Annotated in this window: 22 protein-coding genes and 1 pseudogene; 12 read left to right on the forward strand and 11 right to left on the reverse strand. The window is 70.9% G+C overall.

The annotated features are described in order from the left end of the window. Window positions 1-19 precede the first annotated feature (19 nt). Entirely contained in the window at window positions 20-835 is an 816-nt protein-coding gene (locus JHN45_RS20055; protein ID WP_200712145.1) for a hypothetical protein, read from the forward strand. Between the two features lie 42 nt (window positions 836-877). Here the strand turns inward: JHN45_RS20055 and hutH are convergent, their stop codons facing one another. The 3 genes from hutH to JHN45_RS20070 all read right to left on the reverse strand — a co-directional run bounded on the left by hutH (window position 878) and on the right by JHN45_RS20070 (window position 4,691). After that, window positions 878-2,416, reverse strand: coding sequence for a histidine ammonia-lyase (hutH, locus tag JHN45_RS20060; protein ID WP_200712197.1), 1,539 nt, complete (start codon window positions 2,414-2,416; stop codon window positions 878-880). Window positions 2,417-2,674: 258 nt separating this feature from the next. Continuing rightward, window positions 2,675-3,820, reverse strand: coding sequence for a sensor domain-containing diguanylate cyclase (locus JHN45_RS20065; protein WP_201049902.1), 1,146 nt, complete (start codon window positions 3,818-3,820; stop codon window positions 2,675-2,677). Window positions 3,821-3,896: 76 nt separating this feature from the next. After that, the gene (locus JHN45_RS20070; RefSeq protein ID WP_201049903.1) at window positions 3,897-4,691 is read right to left on the reverse strand and encodes an enoyl-CoA hydratase/isomerase family protein; all 795 of its coding nucleotides are present in this window, start codon (window positions 4,689-4,691) and stop codon (window positions 3,897-3,899) included. Window positions 4,692-4,837: 146 nt separating this feature from the next. Here JHN45_RS20070 and JHN45_RS20075 point away from each other — a divergent pair, with 146 nt between their 5' ends. Then, window positions 4,838-5,482, forward strand: coding sequence for a hypothetical protein (locus tag JHN45_RS20075; RefSeq protein WP_307783141.1), 645 nt, complete (start codon window positions 4,838-4,840; stop codon window positions 5,480-5,482). Window positions 5,483-5,533: 51 nt separating this feature from the next. Next, the gene (locus JHN45_RS20080; RefSeq protein ID WP_200711668.1) at window positions 5,534-5,968 is read left to right on the forward strand and encodes an ester cyclase; all 435 of its coding nucleotides are present in this window, start codon (window positions 5,534-5,536) and stop codon (window positions 5,966-5,968) included. Window positions 5,969-5,973: 5 nt separating this feature from the next. On the opposite strand, the gene JHN45_RS20085 is transcribed toward JHN45_RS20080, so the two are convergent. Both JHN45_RS20085 and JHN45_RS20090 read right to left on the reverse strand, forming a co-directional pair. Then, window positions 5,974-7,128: an adenylate/guanylate cyclase domain-containing protein gene (locus JHN45_RS20085; RefSeq protein WP_200711667.1), complete on the reverse strand. Its 1,155-nt coding sequence runs from the start codon at window positions 7,126-7,128 to the stop codon at window positions 5,974-5,976. A gap of 118 nt (window positions 7,129-7,246) precedes the next feature. Beyond that, window positions 7,247-8,122: a biotin--[acetyl-CoA-carboxylase] ligase gene (locus JHN45_RS20090; protein ID WP_201049904.1), complete on the reverse strand. Its 876-nt coding sequence runs from the start codon at window positions 8,120-8,122 to the stop codon at window positions 7,247-7,249. 111 nt (window positions 8,123-8,233) lie between these two features. Here JHN45_RS20090 and JHN45_RS20095 point away from each other — a divergent pair, with 111 nt between their 5' ends. From JHN45_RS20095 to JHN45_RS20105, 4 genes are all read left to right on the forward strand, one after another. Beyond that, on the forward strand, window positions 8,234-9,838 hold the full coding sequence (locus JHN45_RS20095; protein ID WP_200711665.1) for an acyl-CoA carboxylase subunit beta: 1,605 nt from the start codon (window positions 8,234-8,236) through the stop codon (window positions 9,836-9,838). 13 nt (window positions 9,839-9,851) lie between these two features. After that, the gene (locus JHN45_RS20100) at window positions 9,852-10,061 is read left to right on the forward strand and encodes an acyl-CoA carboxylase subunit epsilon (RefSeq protein WP_093628832.1); all 210 of its coding nucleotides are present in this window, start codon (window positions 9,852-9,854) and stop codon (window positions 10,059-10,061) included. 136 nt (window positions 10,062-10,197) lie between these two features. Further along, complete coding sequence (gene mmpB / locus JHN45_RS54060; protein WP_267930155.1) at window positions 10,198-10,326, forward strand: morphogenic membrane protein MmpB; 129 nt, start codon at window positions 10,198-10,200, stop codon at window positions 10,324-10,326. 31 nt (window positions 10,327-10,357) lie between these two features. Continuing rightward, entirely contained in the window at window positions 10,358-10,978 is a 621-nt protein-coding gene (locus JHN45_RS20105; protein ID WP_200711664.1) for a nucleoside triphosphate pyrophosphatase, read from the forward strand. 3 nt (window positions 10,979-10,981) lie between these two features. Here JHN45_RS20105 and JHN45_RS20110 read toward each other — a convergent pair whose 3' ends face one another. Beyond that, entirely contained in the window at window positions 10,982-11,485 is a 504-nt protein-coding gene (locus JHN45_RS20110) for a hypothetical protein (RefSeq protein WP_201049905.1), read from the reverse strand. Window positions 11,486-11,837: 352 nt separating this feature from the next. Here JHN45_RS20110 and JHN45_RS20115 point away from each other — a divergent pair, with 352 nt between their 5' ends. Together JHN45_RS20115 and JHN45_RS20120 are read left to right on the forward strand one after the other, a co-directional pair. Then, complete coding sequence (locus JHN45_RS20115) at window positions 11,838-13,610, forward strand: biotin carboxylase N-terminal domain-containing protein (RefSeq protein ID WP_200711662.1); 1,773 nt, start codon at window positions 11,838-11,840, stop codon at window positions 13,608-13,610. A gap of 131 nt (window positions 13,611-13,741) precedes the next feature. Beyond that, window positions 13,742-14,317 (forward strand): helix-turn-helix domain-containing protein, encoded by a 576-nt coding sequence (locus JHN45_RS20120; RefSeq protein ID WP_307783142.1) that lies wholly within the window; start codon window positions 13,742-13,744, stop codon window positions 14,315-14,317. 128 nt (window positions 14,318-14,445) lie between these two features. On the opposite strand, the gene JHN45_RS20125 is transcribed toward JHN45_RS20120, so the two are convergent. Then, window positions 14,446-15,399, reverse strand: coding sequence for a DeoR/GlpR family DNA-binding transcription regulator (locus JHN45_RS20125; protein ID WP_200711661.1), 954 nt, complete (start codon window positions 15,397-15,399; stop codon window positions 14,446-14,448). A 164-nt stretch (window positions 15,400-15,563) separates the two neighbouring features. Beyond that, entirely contained in the window at window positions 15,564-17,012 is a 1,449-nt protein-coding gene (locus JHN45_RS20130) for an NAD(P)H-quinone dehydrogenase (protein WP_019072870.1), read from the reverse strand. Window positions 17,013-17,297: 285 nt separating this feature from the next. On the opposite strand from JHN45_RS20130, the gene JHN45_RS20135 reads away from it, so the two are divergent. From JHN45_RS20135 to JHN45_RS20145, 3 genes are all read left to right on the forward strand, one after another. Then, entirely contained in the window at window positions 17,298-17,735 is a 438-nt protein-coding gene (locus JHN45_RS20135; RefSeq protein ID WP_019066947.1) for a gamma-glutamylcyclotransferase, read from the forward strand. Between the two features lie 139 nt (window positions 17,736-17,874). Further along, complete coding sequence (locus tag JHN45_RS20140; protein ID WP_201049906.1) at window positions 17,875-18,699, forward strand: purine-nucleoside phosphorylase; 825 nt, start codon at window positions 17,875-17,877, stop codon at window positions 18,697-18,699. A gap of 88 nt (window positions 18,700-18,787) precedes the next feature. Continuing rightward, complete coding sequence (locus tag JHN45_RS20145) at window positions 18,788-20,422, forward strand: phospho-sugar mutase (protein WP_200717629.1); 1,635 nt, start codon at window positions 18,788-18,790, stop codon at window positions 20,420-20,422. A gap of 38 nt (window positions 20,423-20,460) precedes the next feature. On the opposite strand, the gene JHN45_RS20150 is transcribed toward JHN45_RS20145, so the two are convergent. From JHN45_RS20150 to JHN45_RS20160, 3 genes and pseudogenes are all read right to left on the reverse strand, one after another. After that, entirely contained in the window at window positions 20,461-20,604 is a 144-nt protein-coding gene (locus tag JHN45_RS20150; RefSeq protein ID WP_201049907.1) for a hypothetical protein, read from the reverse strand. Continuing rightward, window positions 20,592-22,364 carry a hypothetical protein gene (locus JHN45_RS20155; RefSeq protein WP_201049908.1) on the reverse strand — a complete coding sequence of 591 codons (1,773 nt, stop codon included), beginning with the start codon at window positions 22,362-22,364 and terminating at the stop codon, window positions 20,592-20,594. The genes JHN45_RS20150 and JHN45_RS20155 overlap by 13 nt, the downstream gene beginning before the upstream one ends. Window positions 22,365-22,574: 210 nt before the next feature. Beyond that, window positions 22,575-22,784, reverse strand: a pseudogene (locus JHN45_RS20160) (PH domain-containing protein); the annotation flags it as partial.

The following is a 22,784-nucleotide window of genomic DNA, read 5'->3' on the forward strand; positions in this document are numbered from 1 at the left end:
CAAGCTTCATAGTCCGCTCATGAAGAGATCATCGGGCATACGGCTGTGCGTCACCGTCGCGGTGGGCGCACTGTCGCTGGCCCTCATCACCGGCTGCTCCGACGGCGGTTCGGACGACGCGAAGAGCGCCGACGCCAAGAGCACCACCGAAGGCACCACCAAGAACTCCTCGAAGGCGCTCACCGCCGCCGAGTTGCAGAAGCTGGCCCTCGCGAAGGGCGATGTCACCGGCTACGAGGTCGGATCGGTCGGCAAGACCTTCCCCGCGACCAAGAGCGCCGTCACCGTCGACAAGGCGCAGTGCCGCCCGCTGGCCTGGGCGATGGCCGGGCAGGCGCCGGGTGACGCGGCCGCGGCCACGAACAAGATGGTCACCGAGGCGAAGAAGACCTCCGCCACCCCGTCCAAGTCCGTGGAGGACATGAGCGAGGAGGAGTTCGAGGACGCGTTCGGTTCCGCACTGGACCGCACGACCACGGTCGTCGGTCTGTCCTCGTACGACGGCGACGGCGCCGAGAAGACGTTCAAGACCATCTCCGACGCGGTCAAGACCTGCGCCGGCGGCTTCACCCTCGTCCCCGGCTCCGACGGCACGAAGTACACCGGGGTCACGGCCGAGAAGGCCTCGGACACCGGCGACGAGTCGGTGGCGTTCGGCGCGACCGCCGTGATGGAGGACTCCGGCGGCGAGACGGGCACCGTGCACACCGAGGTGGTGCGGCACGGCAACACCCTGGTCACGTACTACACGGTCAACCTCGGCGCCCTGATGTCGCAGAAGGCCTACACCATCCCGGCCGCGGTGATCACCGCCCAGTCCGCCAAGCTGAAGTGACGTACGGGGCCCGGCAGTTGCCACAGCCGGGCCCCAACTCCCCTACAGCAGCGGCCCGGTGACCTTCTCCACGGCCTCCACCACGAACCCGTCACGCACGAACGCCTCTGCCGCCGCCAGGTCGGGAGACAGGAACCGATCGGGCCCCGGCCCCTCGACTCCCGCCGCCCGTACGGCATCGATAACAGCGCGAGACGCAGGCGCCGGAGCCAGCCCCTCACGCAACTCCACCGCACGCGTGGCCGCATACAGCTCCACCGCAAGGATCCGAGTGAGGTTGCCGACAGCAGTGCGCAACTTACGCGCGGCCGACCACCCCATGGAGACATGGTCCTCCTGCATGGCGGAGGACGGAATCGAGTCGACGGAGGCAGGCACGGCCAGCCGCTTCATCTCACTCACCAGCGCGGCCTGCGTGTACTGGGCGATCATCAGCCCTGAGTCGACACCGGCGTCGTCCGCGAGGAACGGCGGCAGCCCGTGCGACCGGTTCTTGTCCAGCAGCCGGTCGGTACGCCGCTCGGCGATAGAACCGAGATCGGCAGCGGCGATGGCAAGAAAGTCAAGAACGTAAGCCACGGGCGCACCATGGAAGTTGCCGTTGGACTCCACCCGACCATCAGGCAGCACAACGGGATTGTCGACGGCCGACGCCAACTCCCTTTCCGCAACCACCCGGGCATACGCGATCGTGTCCCGCCCCGCACCGGCGACCTGCGGAGCACACCGCACCGAGTACGCGTCCTGAACCCGCGGCGCGCCGTCCTGGTGATGCCCCGTGAGCTCCGAACCGGCAAGCACGGCAAGCATGTTGGCGGCACTGGCACCCTGCCCCGGATGCGGCCGAATGGCGTGCAGCTCGGGCGCGAGCACCTTGTCGGTACCGAGCAGCGCCTCCAAACTCAACGCTGCCGTAACGTCGGCGGACTTGTAGAGCATGTCCAGATCGGCGAGCGCCATGACCAGCATGCCAAGCATCCCGTCGGTGCCGTTGAGAAGGGCAAGCCCCTCCTTCTCCCGCAGCTCGACAGGCACGATCCCGGCTTCGGCCAACAACTCACCGGCGGGCCGCACGACACCATCCGGACCCTCCGCATCGCCCTCGCCCATGAGCGTGAGGGCGCAGTGGGAGAGCGGGGCGAGGTCGCCGGAGCACCCAAGCGAACCGTACTCATGGACGACGGGCGTGATCCCGGCGTTGAGCACATCGGCCATGGTCTGCGCGACCTCGGGCCGCACACCGGTGTGCCCCGAGCACACGGTCTTGAGCCGCAGGAACATCAAGGCCCGCACGACCTCCCGCTCCACCCGAGGCCCCATCCCGGCGGCATGCGAGCGAACGATGTTGCGCTGCAACTGAGCCCTCAACTCCGGGCTGATGTGCCGCGACGCCAACGCCCCGAACCCGGTGCTGACGCCGTACACGGGCTCCGGCTTGGCGGCCAGCGCGTCCACGATCTCCCGCGCAGCGGCGAGCGCCGAGACGGCCTCACCCGAAAGCTCGATCCGGGCGCCCCCACGCGCCACGGCAAGAACGTCGGACGCGGTGACTCCGGACGTCCCCACCACCACAGTGTGCATATCCATATTCAGGAGCGTACGCATTGAATGCGACAGTGTCACTACCGGGTACCCACTTAGACCCTTACAGATAGGTCACTGGCCCGGCACGGCCGCCACCCGCGTACGGCGCGAAGGTGACGTGTCGGGGGGTGTCCGCCCGCAGCGGTTGGCGCGTCAACACGGCTGCGATCTTGAGAGACCGATTCCGCGCCGTTCCGAGGACGGATACCCCCCGACGCGGCACCGACCCACCACGAACCGGGGGCGAACCACCCCTCACGCCCGCCGCCCCCGGAACCGCCGCCGCTCCGCCGGCATCTCCGGGGTAGGCGAGTCCGCAAGCCGCACCACCGGATCATCCGGACCATCCCGCCCTGCCACGACAGGCCGATCCGCACGCAGCGCCTTCGCACGGTACTGAGCCGCGTCAGCCAGCCTGAACAGCCGACGGCCGGACCGCACCGCCCCGATCGGATCCTCGGTCGAGGCAACCCCACACGCGACACCCTCGCCCAGCTCCAACTCGGCGGCCCTGCGGCACAGTTCGGTCGCCGCGTCGACCACTTCATCGGCGGGCGGCCCGACCGCGAGCAGACAGAACTCGTCCCCACCGAGCCGCGCGGCAAGCGCGCCCGGCAGCATCGCCCCGCACAACGACAGCACCGACCCGAACCGTTCGAGCAGCCGATCCCCGACCGCATGCCCCCGGGTGTCGTTGACCCGCTTGAGCCCATTGAGGTCGCACACCACCAGGCTGACCACGACCCCGTCCCGCCGATGCCGCTCGACCGCCTCGTCGAGCCGCACATCCACGGCCCGCCGGTTGGCGAGCCCGGTCAGCGCGTCCGTGAAGGCCAGCCGCCGCGCCTCCTCCAGCCGCTCGGTCTGCGCGAGCCCGGCCGCGACCACGGAAGCCAGCACGGTCGCGAAATCCGCGTCGGCCCGCCCGAACACCGGCGCCCCGACCGCCCGCGCCACATACAACTCACCCCACGCCCGCCCGTGCAGCACGATCGGCGCGACCACACAACACCCGCGCCTACGACGCCGTAGCGCCGCCACCCGCTGATGGCAGTACCCGGGACGGCCCGCGGCCAGCCCCTCCGCGGTCTCGACCCAGGCGTTGGGCTCGCCACCCCCGGCCCACCGCTCGTGCAGGAACTCGGTGATCTCGGGGAACTGGTGCACCGGATAGGTCTCACCGTCCGGGAACTCCTCCTCGCCCGCCGCCCGCTCCCCCACGTTGACGAGAACCCGCAGCCGCCCCAGCTCCCGCTCCCACACCGACAACGCGGCGAAACTCCCCGCCAGCGCCCGGCACGCCCCGGTCGCCGCCGCCCGCCAGGACTCGCGCGGGGTGTGCGCCGCCGCCATCCCCTGCGCCAGCTCCACCACGGCGGCCAGCCGCCTGTCCTCTCCCATCGTTCCAGGCTAGGGAGTTTTAGGACATACCGGGACATTGATGCGGCGAACAGGTGTCTACGCGCCGTAAGAGCCGCTACTCACCGGGCCACTGCGGCTTCCGCTTCTCGTTGAACGCCGCCACGCCCTCCGCCCGGTCCCCCGAGAACGCCACCGACCGCCACGCCGCGTCCTCGACCTCGAGTCCGGCCCGCAGATCCAACCCGTGCCCGAGCCGCAGCGCCCGCTTGGCCGCCCGCAGCCCGACCGGCGAGTTCGCGGCGATGCGCGCACCCAGAGCGAGCGCCTCCTCGCGATCCCGCCCCGCCTCCACCAGGACGTCCACGAGCCCCAGTTCCGCCGCCTCGGCCGCCTCCAACCGCCGCGCTGTGAAGATGAGTTCGGCCGCCCGAGCCGCCCCCACCCGCCGAGGCAGCAACTGCGTACCGCCGCCCCCCGGAATGACACCCACGGACACCTCCGGCAGCCCCACCACGGCAGTGCCGTCGGCCACGATCAGGTCGCACGACAAGGCCAGTTCGAAGCCACCGCCCAGCGCGAACCCGTGCACGGCGGCGATCGTCGGCATCGGGAGTTCCAGGACACCGGTGTACGCGCCCCGGGCGACCGGCCGCTGTCGTACCAGCTCCGCATCCGTGAGGGAATTGCGCTCCTTGAGGTCCGCGCCGACACAGAACGCCCGCTCGTGCGAGGAGGTCACCACGGTGACCCGGACGTCCCGGTCCGCCGCCAGCGCCGTACAGGCCGCGGCGATGGACCCGGCCATCGCGGTGGACACGGCGTTCATGGCCTTGGGCCGGTCCAGGACGAGCTCGGCGACGTACTCCCGCCGCCGCACCAGCACGAACTCCCCGAACCGTTCCTCGCCCATGACGCCCTCCTGGTTAACGTGGGTTAACAGAACTCGCCCCGATCATCGCACGGCCCTTCCCCGTTCGGGTGACATGGCGCCCAACTCCCGCCGCACCGCCCGGAGAAGCGCATAACGTGCGTCCGCCACACGACAGGGGAGGGTTCGTGACGACGACCACGAAGGCGGAGCCGGCCGAGGCCACCGCGGACATGGAGCCACCCCTTCCCCGGACCCCGCGCGGCCGGCACCGCCGACCCCGGCCCCGCAAGGTCCTGCTGGCCTTCGGCGGGCTCGCCGTGGCCGCCGGGGTGCTGAGCCTCGTACGGCTGACGCCCGAGTCGGGAGTCGGCGGAGTGGGCACGGCGGAGGCGGAACCGAGCCCGGACGTGGACGCGGAGCAGAGCGGCGCCGGGCACCCGGCCAACGCCGCCGCCACGATCAGCGCCGACCCCACATCGCTCCCCACGGCGCTCCCCACCGCGATCCCCTCCGCGACCTCGGTGATGGGCGGCGCGAGCCCGACCCCGACCACGGCCTCCGGCGTCGTACCGACTCCGTACGCGACGGCGGCCCCCACGACCGCTCCACAGCCGACGACGGCACCCGGCACCGCCCCACAGCCCCACGCCCCGGTCACCGCGCCGAGCGCCCAGGCACCCGCGACGAGCGCGGCGCCGAACCCGGAGCCGACACCCACGCCGCCGACACCCAGCCGGGCCGCCAACTCCCCTGCCCCGGCGGCGAGTCGGCCGAGTCTGTGCGTGCCGATCATCGGCCTCTGCGTGGACCCGCTGGTCCACCGAAACTGACCACAGGGCGCCCCGTTTGTGCCGGTTTATGGACAGCGCGAGACTGAAGACATGAGCACCTCAGAGACCACCCTCACCCAGAACAAGGACCTGGTGCACGCGTTCATCGACGCGCTGTTCACCAAAGGCGACCTCGGCGCGGTCGACGAGTACCTCGCCGAGGACTTCGTCGACCACGACCCCCCGTTCAACGGCCCCGGCGACCGCGAAGGCTTCCGCACCGCCGGCGCGCTGTTCCGGGAGGCCTGTCCCGACTGGCACAGCGAACCGGACCTGATGATCGCCGAGGACGACCTGGTCGTCGAGCACTTCACCGCGAGCGGGACGCAACGCGGTGAACTGCTCGGAGTACCGGCACCGGCCGGGGGCCGCCCCCTGACCCTGCACGGAACCAACATCTTCAGGGTCCGCGACGGCCACATCGTGGAGCGCTGGAACCGCCCCGACGAACTCGGCATCCTGCGCCAGCTCGGGCTCGCGCCCTAGGAGAACTAAGCCGGGGCCGAGTCCCGGCGGGTCAGCAGCCAGGGCTCCACCACGCCCAGGCCGCGCACCGGCCGTTGCCACATCGGCTGGAGCGCGAAGCGGTACGTCGGAGGCTCCTCGCCCTCCTTCTCGGCGGTCGCCGCGGCCTCGGCCGCCTCCGCCTCGGACGCGGGCGCCTCGCCGCTGCGGATGAGCTCCTCGGCGAAGGCGCTGTCGACGAGGACGGCGTCACGGGGGGCTATCGAGGTGAGCCGCGAGGCGAGGTTCACGGTCGTGCCGAAGACGTCGCCCATGCGGGTCGTGACCGTGCCAAAAGCGATGCCCACGCGGAGTTCGGGCATGGTCTCGTCGTGGGCCATGGTCTCGATCAGGCGCAGCGAGATCTCGGCGGCGACCCCGGCGTCGTCCGCGGAGAACAGCACCTCGTCGCCCAGGGTCTTGATGAGCCGGCCGCCGCGCGCGGCCACGAGGTCGGCGGCGGTGGTCTCGAACGCCTCGACCAGCTCGCCGAGTTCCTCTTCCTCCATACGACGGGTCAGCCGCGTGAAGCCCACCAGGTCGGCGAAGCCCACCGCGAGCCGCCGGTCGACCATCTCCTCGTCGTCACTGGCCTGGACGACCCGGCCGGCCGAGGCGGCGAGCTGGCGCCGCCACACGTAGACGAGGAACTCCTCCAGCTCGGGCAGCAGCAGCTCGATGATCGGGTACGTCACCTCGGTGCGGGACATGCCGGGCTCGGGCGGCTCGGTCAGGCCCTCCAGGAACGAGTCCATCTGCCAGCCGGCCAGCCGCGCGGTGGTCTGCCCGGTGGAACGGGCCACCTGCACGGCCATCGCCTCGCTCAGCAGCCCCGCCTCGACCAGACCGGCCAGGCGGCGCAGCGCGAGGACGTCCGCCTCCGTGAACGCCTTGGCCTGGCCCACGTCGGCGAAGCCCATGGCGCGCCAGAAACGGGTGGCCAGCTCCATGGAGACACCGGCGGTACGGGCCGCCTGGAACGGGGTGTAGCGGCGCTCCGCGCCGAGGATGAGCCCTTCGAGGCGCAGCGCGAGGGGGTCTTCGCCGGGATCGGCGGCATAGGGGTCGGCCCGGCCACCGGCGGCATCGGGGTCCACCCGGCCGTCCGCGTCCGCGCCGGAGCCCGTGTCGTCGACGGTCACGCCTGCTGCCCTTCCGATCTGCCACGGTCAGGTATCGACCGGGCCCAATGCTACGGCAGGTGTGGGCCAGCTCACTCCGTGAGTCACGGGGACAAAGCTGTCACAAGAGCGGTCGGGGTCACGCGGGGCGCAGATGCACGATGTCGCCCGCCCCCACGGGCTCCTGCACGCCGTCCTCCGTCGCGAGCACCAGCCGCCCGTCCCCGTCGATGGCCACGGCCTCCCCGGTGATCGACCGGTCCCCGGGCAGCTCGGCCCGTACGGTCCGGCCGAGCGTGGCGCAACCGGCCGCGTAGGTCTCCTGGAGGCCGCTCTCCACCGGGTCCCCGCCCGCCGCTCGCCACTTGTCGTACCAGTGCTCCAGGGACCGCAGGACCGCCCGCAGCAGGGGGTCGCGGTCCGTGGTGACGGCACCGGCCAGGGCCAGGGAGGCGGCCTGCGGCACGGGCAGCTCGTCCTCGCGGAGGGTGACGTTGATGCCGACGCCGATGACCACCGCGTCGTCCCCGGCGCGCTCGGCGAGGATGCCGCCGGCCTTGCGTTCCTCGCCACCGACAGTCACCAGCAGGTCGTTGGGCCACTTGAGTGCCGTGTCGACGCCGGCCGCCCGGGACAGGCCCGTGGCGACGGCGACACCGGTGAGCAGCGGGAGCCAGCCCCAGCGGGAGACGGGGACCTCGCCCGGCTTCAGGAGGACGGAGAAGAAGAGCCCGGAGCGGGCCGGTGCCGTCCACTGCCGGTCGAGGCGCCCGCGCCCGGCGGTCTGCTCCTCGGCGACGAGCACCGCACCCTCGTCGGCGTCCCCCGCGACCGCGCGGGCGACGAGGTCGGCGTTGGTGGACCCGGTGCGCTGCACGACCTCGATGTCGCAGTAGAGGCCCGCGTGGCCGCCGTCCCGCACCAGGCCCTTGCGCAGCGCGGCGCCGTTGAGCGGTGGACGGTCCAGATCGGACCAACGACTGCTGTTCTCGTCTGAGGCATCTCGCGGCGTCATGCAAGCCACCCTAGGTGTGTTGTACGCCGCACTGCCGATCGGTAGGCCCGCCACTACTCTACGAATGAGTAACCGTCCCCCCTTTTGAGCAGGCAGGGAGCCGTAATCCCGATGTCCGAGCCGGAAGCGCCTCAAGAGATCGACATCCACACCACCGCCGGGAAGATCGCGGATCTTCGGCGCCGCACCCAGGAGGCGACGCACGCGGGCTCGGAACGAGCGGTCGAAAAGCAGCACGCCAAGGGCAAGTTGACGGCCCGTGAGCGGATCGAGCTGCTCCTCGACGAGGACTCCTTCGTCGAGTTCGACGAGTTCACCCGGCACCGGTCCACGGACTTCGGCCTGGAGAAGAACCGCCCCTACGGCGACGGTGTCGTCTCCGGCTACGGCACGGTCGACGGCCGCCCCATCGCCGTGTTCTCCCAGGACTTCACGGTCTTCGGCGGCGCCCTGGGCGAGGTCTACGGCCAGAAGATCGTCAAGGTGATGGACTTCGCGCTGAAGACCGGCTGCCCGGTCATCGGCATCAACGACTCCGGCGGCGCCCGCATCCAGGAGGGCGTGGCCTCGCTCGGGGCGTACGGCGAGATCTTCCGCCGCAACACCCACGCGAGCGGCGTGATCCCGCAGATCAGCCTGGTCGTCGGCCCGTGCGCGGGCGGAGCGGTGTACTCCCCCGCGATCACCGACTTCACGGTGATGGTCGACCAGACCTCGCACATGTTCATCACAGGACCGGACGTCATCAAGACGGTCACCGGCGAGGACGTGGGCTTCGAGGAGCTGGGCGGCGCGCGCACCCACAACTCCGTGTCCGGCGTGGCCCATCACATGGCGGGCGACGAGAAGGACGCGATCGAGTACGTCAAGCAGCTGCTGTCGTACCTCCCGTCCAACAACCTCAGCGAACCCCCCGCGTTCCCGGAGGAGGCGGACCTCGCCGTCACGGACGAGGACCGCGAGCTGGACACCCTGGTCCCGGACAGCGCGAACCAGCCGTACGACATGCACACGGTGATCGAACACGTCCTGGACGACGCCGAGTTCTTCGAGACGCAGGCCCTGTTCGCACCGAACATCCTCACCGGTTTCGGCCGGGTCGAGGGCCGCCCGGTGGGCATCGTCGCCAACCAGCCCATGCAGTTCGCGGGTTGCCTGGACATCGACGCGTCCGAGAAGGCGGCGCGCTTCGTCCGCACCTGCGACGCGTTCAACGTCCCGGTCATCACCTTCGTGGACGTCCCCGGCTTCCTCCCGGGCGTCGACCAGGAGCACTACGGCATCATCCGCAGGGGCGCGAAGCTGATCTACGCGTACGCGGAGGCGACGGTCCCGCTCATCACGGTGATCACCCGCAAGGCCTTCGGCGGCGCCTACGACGTCATGGGCTCCAAGCACCTGGGCGCCGACCTCAACCTCGCCTGGCCGACCGCCCAGATCGCCGTCATGGGCGCCCAGGGCGCGGTCAACATCCTGCACCGCCGCACGCTCGCCGAGGCCGAGGCGGCCGGCGAGGACCTGGACGCGGTCCGCGCCCGCCTCATCCAGGAGTACGAGGACACCCTCCTCAACCCCTACATCGCGGCCGAGCGCGGCTACATCGACGCGGTCGTCCTCCCCTCCGACACCCGCCGCCACGTGGTCCGGGGCCTGCGCCAACTCCGCACCAAGCGCGAGTCGTTGCCCCCGAAGAAGCACGGCAACATCCCCCTGTAGAGGAGCGGCCTCCATGAACATCAAAGTCGTAAGAGGCAACCCGACCCCGGAGGAACTGGCCGCCGCCCTGGCGGTGGTCAGGGCCCGCGCCGCGGCGGCGACGACCACACCGCCGGGCGCGCCGAGGCAGCGCGACGCGTGGTCGGACCCGTCGAGGATCGCGACGGCGAGGCTCCCGATCCCGGGCCCGAGTGCATGGACCCGCACTTTCTGGCCCGGCTGAGCGGTCATTTTTCAGGGGCGCGGGGCTGTGTCGATTTGCGGCTCCGCCGCGTGGGCGCACAGAGGAACAATCCCGGGCAAGAATTTAAGTACCCGTACTCAGGCGCCGCGCCCCTGCCAACCCGCACGCTGGTGCCATGTTGTGGTCCGACCCCGATGACGAGCCTCCCGAGGAACTACGGGAGATGCAGGTCATGTTGCGGCGGCTCGGCATACTCATGGCACTGGCGATGGTCCTGGCGATGATCGTGCTCGGACTGGCGTAGGCGGCCGCGGCGCCGCCGATACCCTGGTCGTATGACAGATCAGCCGCGCCGCCGCCTCGTGCTCGCCTCCCAGTCCCCCGCCCGGCTGGGCCTCCTGCGCCAGGCGGGACTGGACCCCGAGGTGATCGTGAGCGGGGTGGACGAGGACGCGGTCTCAGCCTCCACCCCGGCCGACCTCGCCCTCGCACTCGCCGAGGCAAAAGCGTCCGTGGTGGCCGCCCGACCGGAGGTGCACGGCGCCCTGGTGATCGGCTGCGACTCGGTGCTGGACCTCGACGGCGAAGCCCTCGGCAAGCCCGCCGACGCCGAGGAGGCCACCGCCCGCTGGAAGTCGATGCGCGGCCGGGCCGGCACACTCCAGACCGGGCACTGCGTCTACGACACGACGAGCGGCCGGTACGTGTCGGCGACCGCGTCGACCGTCGTCCGCTTCGGCGAGCCGACCGACGCCGAGGTCGCCGCGTACGTCGCCTCGGGCGAACCCCTTTACGTGGCAGGGGCGTTCACGCTCGACGGCCGTTCGGCGCCGTTCATCGAGGGCATCGACGGCGACCACGGCAACGTGATCGGCATCAGCCTGCCGCTCGTTCGCCGCCTGCTGGGTCAACTGGGCGTCGGCATCACGGAGTTGTGGACGCCCCGGGACAAGTAGCGATCAGGAGGGGCTGGGGGCAGGCGGCGGGACGATCGGCGCCGGGTCCTTGTCGGGCTGCTCGGGGTCCTTGGGGCCGTCCGAGCCGTGTGGGCCGTCCGATGCCGGTGCCGCGTCCGAGGGCCCCTCCAGACGGTCGTAGGTCATCAGGAGCAGGACGACGAGGCCGAGCACCACGACCAGGAACACGAACCCGGTCTTGCCCTCCACCATGGCCCACGCGAACGCGGCCAGCAGTCCGTGCACCACGGCCACGCTGATCAGCAGGATGCGGCCGAGGCCGGCCGGGGCCCGGTCGCGGACCGCGACCAGCAGGGCGACCACGGCGCACAGCAGGAAGTAGAGGCCGAAGACGACTCCGCCGATCTTCGAGCTGACGGACATCGCGTCCGGGTCGATGCCGGCCAGGGACATGTTCTGGCGGTCGGCGACGATCCCCAGGAACCAGTTCAGCGCGGCCACTCCGAAGGCCTCCACGAAGAGGACCACCGTCAAGATCCATGCCACCGGTCTGCGCACCACCGGCCCCCACCCACTTCCGTTCGAGACATCCCGAACGCTACTAACGGGTAAACCTCGGGACAAGGGTTGTGTCAGGGGCAAAGAATCATTGGGCCATTCGTAGGGACTCCACAAAGAAACGGCGTGGCGCGCGGCACGCTCTCACAGAGACCTTGACCACACCGGAGGGCTAGGGTTTCTCCGAGGAGTCCTGCGTACCGAGGTGCGACAAGGGATTTCGCGGGTCGAGCGGGCCTCGTATCACGCTCCGTGTGGGCAAGCTCACCACAGGGGACGGGTCGATGCGCCGTGTCGGCAGTCCCTAAACTCGGCTTGTTTCAAGGAGGGAGCCTCAATCGTGCGCAAGGTGCTCATCGCCAATCGTGGCGAAATCGCTGTCCGCGTTGCCCGGGCCTGCCGGGATGCCGGGATCGCGAGCGTGGCCGTATACGCCGACCCGGACCGGGACGCTCTGCATGTCCGCGCCGCGGATGAGGCGTTCGCCCTGGGCGGTGACACACCGGCGAGCAGCTACCTGGACATCGAGAAGGTCCTGAACGCGGCCCGTGAGTCCGGTGCCGACGCCGTCCACCCCGGCTACGGCTTCCTGTCCGAGAACGCCGAGTTCGCGCAGGCGGTGCTCGACGCCGACCTGATCTGGATCGGCCCGCCGCCGCAGGCGATCCGGGACCTCGGTGACAAGGTCGCCGCCCGGCACATCGCGCAGCGTGCCGGTGCCCCGCTGGTGGCCGGTACGCCGGACCCGGTGTCGGGCTCGGACGAGGTCGTCGCGTTCGCCGAGCAGCACGGGCTGCCCATCGCGATCAAGGCCGCCTTCGGTGGCGGCGGTCGCGGTCTGAAGGTGGCCCGCACGCTCGAAGAGGTTCCCGAGCTGTACGACTCCGCGGTCCGCGAGGCCGTCGCCGCCTTCGGGCGCGGCGAGTGCTTCGTCGAGCGCTACCTCGACAAGCCCCGGCACGTGGAGACCCAGTGCCTCGCCGACACCCACGGCAACGTGGTCGTCGTGTCGACGCGTGACTGCTCGCTCCAGCGCCGGCACCAGAAGCTGGTCGAGGAGGCGCCCGCGCCCTTCCTCTCCGAGGCGCAGGTCGCCGAGCTGTACTCGTCGTCCAAGGCGATCCTGAAGGAGGCCGGCTACGTCGGCGCCGGGACCGTCGAGTTCCTCGTCGGGCAGGACGGCACGATCTCCTTCCTCGAGGTCAACACCCGCCTTCAGGTGGAGCACCCGGTCACCGAGGAGGTCGCCGGCATCGACCTCGTCCGCGAGATGTTCCGTGTCGCGGACGGCGAGGAACTCGGTTACGGCGATCCCGAACTGCGCGGCCACTCCTTCGAGTTCCGCATCAACGGCGAGGACCCGGGCCGCGGCTTCCTGCCCGCGCCCGGCACCGTCACGACGTTCGACGCGCCGTCCGGGCCGGGTGTCCGGCTGGACGCGGGTGTCGAGTCGGGTTCGGTGATCGGTCCGGCGTGGGACTCGCTGCTCGCCAAGCTGATCGTCACCGGCGCGACCCGCGAGCAGGCTCTGCAGCGTGCCGCGCGGGCGCTGGAGGAGTTCCGGGTCGAGGGCATGGCCACGGCGATCCCCTTCCACCGCGCGGTGGTGAAGGACCCGGCGTTCGCCCCCGAACTCACCGGCTCCGCCGAGCCGTTCACGGTCCACACCCGGTGGATCGAGACCGAGTTCGTCAACGACATCAAGCCCTTCGCGGCTCCCACGGACGCCGAGGCGGACGAGGACGCCGACCGCGAGACGATCGTCGTCGAGGTCGGCGGCAAGCGCCTTGAGGTCTCCCTGCCGGTCTCGCTCGGCATGTCGCTGGCCCGCACCGGTCTCGCGGCGGGGGCCAAGCCGAAGCGCCGGGCGGCCAAGAAGTCCGGGCCCGTCGCCTCCGGTGACACCCTCGCCTCGCCGATGCAGGGCACGATCGTCAAGGTCGCGGTCGAGGAGGGCCAGGAGGTCAAGGAGGGCGACCTCATCGTCGTACTCGAAGCGATGAAGATGGAACAGCCGCTGAACGCGCACAAGTCCGGCACGATCAAGGGCCTTGGCGCGGAGGTCGGTGCGTCCATCACGTCCGGCGCCGCGATCTGCGAGATCAAGGACTGATCCGGCGGTACGTCCAGAGGTGCCCGGCCGACAGGAACAGCCTGTCCGCCGGGCACCTCTGTAATGTGACGGGACAGCGCCGTATCTCGCTGTATCGCGCCTTGTCGCGCCGAGGAGGGCAGGTGGGACCCGTGGCTGACACGGCCAGGCCGCCGGCGGGGCTGCGTGCCGACGCCCGCCGCAACTATGAGCGGCTGCTCGCCGAGGCCCGGGTGTCCTTCGCCGCGCACGGCACGGACGCGTCCCTGGAGGACGTGGCCCGGCGTGCGGGCGTCGGCATCGGCACGCTGTATCGGCACTTCCCGAACCGGCAGTCCCTGATGAGCGCGGTCTTCGAGGACGCGGTGGGTGAACTCCTCGCGCGTTCACGGGAGTTGCAGTCCGCTCCGCAGCCGTGTGTGGCTCTGGTGAGCTGGTTGCGGGAGATGGTGGCGCATGCGAGTGAGTACCGGGGGCTTTCACGGGCGTTGATGGCCGTGGCCGACGACGACACGTCGGCGCTGGGCCGGTGCAGCGCGCCTATCCGGGAGGCCGGGGGTGCGCTGCTCTCGCGGGCGCAGGACGGCGGTGACGTGCGTGGTGACGTCGAGATCGGTGATCTGCTTCAGCTGACGCATGCGATTGCGCTCGCCGCTGAGGGCAACCCGGGGGACCCTGAACTGGCGGACAGATTGCTGACGTTGACGTTGCGCGGGTTGAAGCCGTAGTGCTTCGTCTGCCGCGCCGTCGTGGCTGGTCGCGCAGTTCCCCGCGCCCCTAAATGCAGGCCGTTTTTAGGGGCTCGGGGAACTGCGCGGCCAGCCCTGACCGGCCCGCAGTCGACAACCGCGCCCGGTCAACGCCTGCGCAGATCCGCCACCCTCGCGGCGCGTTCCCGTTCCGGGGACTCCCCCGTCAGTACGCCCGCCGAGCGCAGCCCCGGTACTTGACCCCGTCGCGGTGCCGGAAGGGGTACGTCCCGGCGGCGTTGTTCCCGCGTCGGGGTCTGATCACCCCCCTGGCCTCCGGCCGCGCCGGCCACGGCGATCTGCACCCCCTGATCGGCAAGGGCCTGCAACTCCGTGGCGGCGCGGTCGTCGTGGCCCGGGGGCTCGTCGGTGACGAGGCGGGTGATCACGTCCGTGGGCACGGTCTGGAACATGGTGTCCGTACCGAGCTTGGTGTGGTCGGCGAGGACGACGACCTCGGCCGCCGCCTGCACGAGGGCCCGGTCGACGGACGCCGACAGCATGTTGGACGTGGACAGGCCGCGCTCGGCGGTGAGCCCGCTTCCGGAGAGGAAGGCCCGGGAGACACGCAGCCCCTGGAGGGACTGCTCGGCCCCGCTGCCCACCAGCGCGTAGTTGGAACCGCGCAGGGTGCCCCCGGTCATCACGACCTCCACGCGGTTGGCGTGGGCCAACGCCTGGGCGACAAGGAGGGAGTTGGTGACTACGGTCAGTCCGGGGACCCGGGCGAGCCGGCGGGCCAGCTCCTGTGTGGTGGTACCCGCCCCTACCACGATCGCTTCGCCTTCTTCGACGAAGCTCGCGGCGAGATCGGCGATGGCCGTCTTCTCGGCGGTCGCGAGATGCGATTTCTGCGGAAAGCCGGACTCCCGCGTGAACCCGCCCGGCAATACCGCACCGCCGTGCCGGCGGTCGAGGAGTCCTTCTGCCTCCAGTGCGCGCACGTCCCGCCGTACGGTCACTTCGGAGGTCTGGACGACGCGGGCGAGCTCACGGAGCGATACAGCCCCATTCGCTCGCACCATTTCGAGGATCAATTGGCGACGTTCTGCAGCGAACACGAAACTGACAGTAACCCCAACGACCGTCTGCTTTCAGCTGTTTGCGGTGAATAGCAGAAGTTGTTCGCACAGGAGGGCGAGAAGTGGTATAGGGGGTAGTCCCGGCGCCTATGCCGAGCGAATGGGCGGCAACTCCCCGTGACCAGCGGGGAGTCGGTCCGGCCTCAGACTTCGCCCGTCGCCTTGCGGGTGTGCAGCTGTCGGGCCACCTCGGCGATCGAGCCCGAAAGGGACGGGTAGACGGTGAAGGCGTTCGCGATCTGTTCGACCGTCAGATTGTTGTCGACGGCGATCGAGATGGGGTGGATCAGTTCCGAGGCGCGGGGGGCTACGACCACGCCGCCGACGATGATCCCGGTGCCCGGGCGGCAGAAGATCTTGACGAAGCCGTCGCGGATGCCCTGCATCTTCGCTCGCGGGTTGCGGAGGAGGGGGAGCTTGACTACGCGTGCGTCGATCTTGCCTGCGTCTACGTCTGCTTGGGAGTAGCCGACCGTGGCGATCTCCGGGTCGGTGAAGACGTTCGAAGACACCGTCTTCAGGTTGAGCGGGGCCACCGCGTCGCCGAGGAAGTGGTACATCGCGATACGGCCCTGCATCGCGGCCACCGAGGCGAGCGCGAAGATGCCGGTCACGTCACCGGCCGCGTAGACGCCCGGGGCGGTCGTCCGGGACACCTTGTCGGTCCAGATGTGGCCCGAGTCGCGCAGTCTGACGCCCGCCTCCTCCAGGCCCATGCCCGCGGAGTTCGGGATGGCGCCTACCGCCATCAGGCAGTGGGAGCCGGTGATCACGCGGCCGTCGGCGAGGACCACTTCGACCTTGTCGCCGACGCGCTTGGCGGACTGGGCGCGGGAGCGGGCCATCACGTTCATGCCGCGGCGGCGGAAGACGTCCTCGAGTACGGCGGCCGCGTCCGGGTCCTCGCCGGGGAGGACCCGGTCGCGGGAGGAGACGAGGGTGACCTTGGAGCCGAGGGCCTGGTAGGCGCCGGCGAACTCGGCACCGGTGACACCGGAGCCGACCACGATCAGCTCTTCGGGGAGTTCGGTGAGGTCGTAGACCTGGGTCCAGTTCAGGATGCGCTCGCCGTCGGGGCGGGCGTCGTCCAGTTCGCGGGGGTGGCCGCCGGTCGCGATAAGGACGGCGTCGGCCACGAGGGTCTCCTCTGTGCCGTCCGCCGCCTTGACGATCACCTTGCGGGAACCGTCGATCGCCTGCATGCCGTCGAGCCTGCCCCGGCCGCGCATGACACGGGCGCCGGCTCGGGTCACGGAGGCTGTGATGTCGTGCGACTGGGCGAGCGCGAGGCGCTTCACACGGCGGTTCACCTTGCCTAGATCCACGCCGACGACCCGGGCTGCTTGTTCCAGCGGTGGAGTGTCGTCGGCGACGATGATGCCCAGTTCCTCGTACGACGAGTCGAAGGTGGTCATCACCTCGGCCGTCGCGATAAGGGTCTTCGACGGCACGCAGTCGGTCAGCACCGACGCCCCGCCCAGACCGTCGCAGTCGACGACGGTCACCTCCGCGCCGAGCTGCGCTGCCACCAGCGCCGCTTCATAGCCGCCGGGTCCGCCACCGATGATCACGATCCGAGTCACGTACCCCATTGTCCCGCACGCTTCAAGATGCTTCCGCCCGGGGGCGGCGGGGGTGCGTGGTGCGCCTACGGTTTGGTGTGGGTCGCCTGCGGTTCGTTGTGGGTCGGTGCCGCGCCGGGGGGTGTCCGTCCTCGGAACGGCGCGGAATCGGTCTCGCAAGATTTTCGGGGTGTTGACGCGCCAACCGCTGCGGGCGGACACCCCCCGACACGTCACCTTCGCGCCGTACGCGGGTGGCCTGAGTACCCCCGGTTACGGGAGTGGCGGGTGGGTTCGCTGCCGTACTCTCGGAGCATGTCGCTCTACGCCGCGTACGCCGGCAATCTCGACGCGCGGCTGATGACCCGCCGCGCCCCGCACTCGCCGTTGCGCGCCACGGGCTGGCTGAACGGATGGCGGCTGACCTTCGGCGGTGAGCACATGGGCTGGGAGGGCGCGCTCGCGACCATCGTGGAGGCGCCGCGCTCCCAGGTCTTCGTCGCGCTGTACGAGATCGCGCCGCCCGACGAGGACTCCATGGACCGGTGGGAGGGCGTCGGGCTCGACGTCTACCGGCGGATGCGGGTGCGGGTGCACACCCTGGACGGCGAGGAACCCGCCTGGGTGTATGTGCTCAACGGGTATGAGGGGGGACTGCCGTCGGCTCGTTATCTTGGCGAGCTGGCCGATGCCGCCGAGTCTGCCGGGGCACCCCATGACTATGTGATGGAGCTGCGGAAGCGGCCCTGCTGAGCGCTTTCACGGGGTGGGCTGAGGGGTTCCCACACACTGCGTTGGTCGCGGGGCTCGTTGGAAACGACAAGACAACGATCGCAATCCCGTGAGCTCTGTCATCTACGCGCGTAGGCCCAGACCAGCTACCCTCAACCGCGTGAACGCATCTCTTCTTCCGGACGACATCCAGGGCGACCCCCACGCCGCCGCTGACGCCGCCGCCACGCGCCTGCGCGAACTGACGGGCGCCGAGACCCACGACGTCGCTCTTGTGATGGGCTCCGGCTGGGGGCCGGCCGTCGACGCGCTCGGTGTGCCCGAGGCCGACTTCCCCGTCACCGAGCTGCCCGGATTCCCGCCGCCGGCCGTCGAGGGGCATGGTGGGCGGGTCCGCTCGTACGCCATCGGCGACAAGCGCGCGCTGGTCTTTCTCGGCCGTACCCACTACTACGAGGGGCGCGGTGTCGCCGCCGTCGCGCACGGGGTCCGTACCGCCGTCGCCGCCGGCTGCAAGACCATCGTGCTGACCAACGGCTGCGGGGGGCTGCGGGAAGGCATGCGGCCTGGACAGCCTGTGCTGATCAGCGACCACATCAACCTCACGGCCGCCTCCCCGATCATCGGTGCGAACTTCGTCGACCTGACGGATCTGTATTCGCCGCGGCTGCGGGCGCTGTGCAAGGAGATCGACGCTGGTCTGGAGGAGGGTGTCTACGTCCAGTTCCCCGGGCCGCACTACGAGACTCCGGCGGAGATCCGGATGGCTCGGGTGATCGGGGCGGACCTGGTGGGGATGTCCACGGTGCTGGAGGCCATCGCCGCGAGGGAGGCCGGTGCGGAGGTGCTGGGTATTTCCCTGGTGACCAACCTTGCCGCGGGGATGACGGGGGAACCGTTGAACCACGAGGAGGTTCTTCAGGCGGGGCGGGACTCCGCTACGCAGATGGGCTCACTGTTGGCCCAGGTGCTGGGCCGACTGTAGGCACGGTTCAGAAATTTGCCCACCCGCCCGCCCGTCTCGGTCAGTCGAGAAGCCGACGTACACCAACACCACGAGAGGTTGACCTGACGTGCACGACGACGATCTCATCGCGCGGGCCAAGACCTGGCTCGCCGAGGACCCCGACGCGGACACCCGCGAGGAGCTGGGCAAGCTCATCGACGCCGGGGACGTCACGGAACTCGCGGAGCGCTTCCGCGGCACCCTCCAGTTCGGCACCGCCGGCCTCCGCGGCGAACTCGGTGCCGGACCCATGCGGATGAACCGCGCAGTCGTCATCCGTGCCGCCGCCGGCCTCGCCGCGTACCTCAAGCAGCAGGGTCACACCGACGGCGTCGTCGTCATCGGCTACGACGCCCGGCACAAGTCCGCGGACTTCGCCCGCGACACCGCCGCCGTGATGACCGGTGCGGGGCTCCGGGCCGCCGTGCTGCCCCGGCCGCTCCCCACCCCCGTACTCGCCTTCGCCATAAGGCACTTGGGCGCGATCGCGGGCGTGGAGGTCACCGCAAGCCACAACCCGCCCCGGGACAACGGCTACAAGGTCTACCTCGGCGACGGCTCCCAGATCGTGCCCCCTGCCGACGCGGAGATCGCCGCCCAGATCGAGGCGATCGGCTCCCTGCACGATGTGCCCCGCCGGGAGGACGGGTGGGAGATCCTCGACGACGCCGTCCTGGACGCCTATCTCGCCCGTACCGACGCCGTTCTCTCCCCCGGCTCCCCCCGCACCGCCCGTACCGTCTACACGGCGATGCACGGCGTCGGCAAGGACGTCCTGCTGGCCGCGTTCGCCCGCGCCGGGTTCCCGGCACCTGTGCTCGTCGCCGAACAGGCCGAGCCCGACCCGGACTTCCCGACCGTCGCCTTCCCCAACCCGGAGGAGCCGGGCGCGATGGACCTCGCCTTCGCGCGCGCCCGGGCCACGGACCCCGACCTGATCATCGCCAACGACCCCGACGCCGACCGCTGCGCCGTAGCGGTGAAGGCCGAGGGCGACTGGCGCATGCTCCGCGGTGACGAGGTCGGCTCGCTGCTCGCCGCGCACCTCGTACGGCGCGGCGCCCGGGGCACCTTCGCCGAGTCGATCGTCTCCTCGTCCCTGCTCGGCCGCATCGCCGAGAAGGCGGGCCTGCCCTACGAGGAGACCCTCACCGGCTTCAAGTGGATCGCCCGGGTGGAAGGGCTTCGCTACGGCTATGAGGAGGCCCTCGGCTACTGCGTCGACCCGGACGGTGTGCGCGACAAGGACGGCATCACCGCCGCCCTGCTGATCACCGAACTGGCCTCCGAGTTGAAGGAGGAGGGCCGCGATCTGCTGGACCTTCTCGACGATCTCGCCGTCGAACACGGTCTGCACGCCACCGATCAACTGTCGGTGCGCGTCGAGGACTTGACCGTCATCGCTGACGCCATGCGGCGACTGCGCGAGCAGCCGCCGACCGAGTTGGCCGGGCTCGCCGTCACCAAGGCCGAGGATCTGACCGAGGGCACTGAGCTGCTCCCGCCCACGGACGGGCTGCGCTACACGCTCGACGGTGCCCGTGTCATCGTCCGGCCCAGCGGTACCGAGCCCAAACTGAAGTGCTACCTGGAGGTCGTGGTCCCCGTGGCCGCGCACGCCGACCTCCCGGCGGCCCGTGCGCGGGCCGCCGAGACCCTCGCCACCATCAAGCGGGACCTGTCGGCGGCGGCCGGTATCTGAGCGGTCCGTCGCCAACTCCCTTGCCCCCGGTACGGGGTTCAGTTCCGTACCAGGTAGCTGAACCCCGTGTCCGGTCCCACGCAGGACTGGAGGGTGAGGTCGCCCCAGTAGAGGCCGGCGGCGGGGACGCCCCGGCCGGGGGTGACGCGTTCCGGCGGGCATCGACCGGTCAGTACAGCCACCGCGTGACGAGCACCGCGATCCAGGCGATACCGAGGACCGCGGCGAACGGCCACAGCGGGCGCCCGCGCTCCTCCTCCCCGCTCTCGCCGGTGGGCCGCAGGGCGGGGTCGGCGATCATCGCGGAGAGTTCGGCGGCGATGGCGTCGTAGGGGTGGATCACACCGCGTCTGCGCTGCAGCCGGGCCGAGTGCGGGGCGGCGACCACCCACGTGTCGCCGCCGCGCCAGCGGAGCTTCAGGTCGAACCCCTCGCGGCGGGCCGAGCGGAGGTCCTTCCAGGGGATGTGCCGCGGCCGGCGCAGACCGTTCAGCCAGATGCCGGTGCGGTCGGCGGTGATGCGCCAGGACAGCTTCACGGGGATCCGGGTGGCTCCCCCCACGCTCACGAAGATCAGCAGGACGTGATGCCAGAGGCTCTCGTCGATCGCGACCCAGTACAGCCAGACGCCGCACTGCGCCAGGAGGAAGGTCGCCAGCCAGTCCACCGGGCCCGCCCGCCAGCGCCGTACCGGCACGATGTCGATGCTCTGCGCCCGCACGGCCGCGACCAGTTCCGCGTGCCGCGCGTCGCTCCGGGCCGCCCGGACCGCCGCCCGCTTCGCCCGCACGAGCCGCCGCCGCACCTCGGGCTCCGACAACGGCCGCACGGGCCCGGTCGACCACTGCGATCGCGGCGCCCCGCCCGGCTTCGAGGGGGCGCTGACGAGGAGGATCTCGGCGCCGTCGTAGGGGGTGCCGTAGAGGACGGCTTCGCGGAGGGGGCCGGAACGCTCGACGGGGACACCGCCGCCGCCGAGGACGTCGTCGAGAACGTCGTCGACGACGTCGTCGAGGGCGGTGGGGAGGTCGTCGGCGTCCTCAGGGTTCTTCGGGTCTTCAGGGTCCTTCGGGTCCTCAGGGTTCTCCGCGTCCTTCTCGGCGGGGTCGACGGTGTGGACGCCAGCGGCCGTCCTGTCCGGATCCGAGACGGCGATCCGGAACAGGGGCCGCAGCGCGGCCGGGTCGTCGGCGGCGAGCACCTCCGTGTCGGCGTGCGCGGTGTCCCGGACGAGCACACGCAGGACGGGTGCCGGAGCCTGCCGCAGCGCGCGGGCCCGCCGTCGGCCCAGCACACCGGACAGCAGGACCGTGAAGCCGAGTCCCATCGCACAGCAGCCGGTCATCGCGGCGGTCCGTTGGTTCTCGGCACCGGGGAAGAGGGGTGCCAGGGCGGTCAGTACGGCGCCGGGTACGAGCAGGAACGTTCCGGCACCGATGAGGAAGCCGCCGCGCCGGACCGGCCTGCCCGCATCGGGGAGGAGCGCGGTGACGCCGCCGGACGCGGCCAGGGCCGCCTCCCGTTGCCGCCGACCCGCGCGGGTGCGGATCTCGGCGAGGGCGACCGAGCCCGCCAGCAGCGGAGCGGCGAGGGCGAACACCCACCAGGTCACCGGCGCGAACGACTCCTGCACGACCAGGGCGGTGAACAGGGCCGACGCCGTGTACCACATCGCCTCGGGCCGCCACAGCAGCCAGACCGCCTGGAGCGGCAGCACGGCCGCGAGATACGGGGAGAGGTGGGCGGAGTACATCAGCCCGTACCCGGCGAGCCAGGCGCACAGCACCACGAGCTTGAGGTACCGCAGCCGCAGCCGTACCGATGTCCGGCGCGGCGGCAGCGCCTCCGTCCACCGTCGCACCGGCTCGCCGCGCCAGCGGAGGGCGCCGTCGGGTATCGCGGAGGCGGGCAGCCGCAGCGGCTCCCGGACGTTCGTGTCCATGACTTCCCAGAGACTCGGACCACGGGCGTGGTCGGCGTGGCTCGGCTTCGCCTCCGGGTGGGGGGGACCGCCGTCGCGGCCGAGTTCGGGTCGAATGATGACCCGGAAAACTGTGAACGGGGAGGGACGGGTGCCGATGCGGTCAGGTCAACCGGTCACCGAGTCACCAAGTCACCCCGGGTCACCGGCAGGCGCGGCTCTCGGCTCCGGTCAGCCCGTCGCCAGCAGGATCGCCAGGACCACGGCGCCGGCGAGCGCCGGGGCGATCACCTCGTACGCCCAGCGCACCGTGACCTCGCCCTGCGCCGACTCCGCCTGCTCCCGGTTCTCCAGCAGTTCCCGCAGGTCGCTCATGATCTGGTCGGACTCCGCCCGCGTGGGCTCACCGGCCGCGGACCCGCCGCCCAGGCCCCCGCCGAG

This window comes from Streptomyces sp. MBT53 (genome assembly GCF_016654115.1).
In the GTDB taxonomy this organism is placed as follows: Bacteria; Actinomycetota; Actinomycetes; order Streptomycetales; family Streptomycetaceae; genus Streptomyces.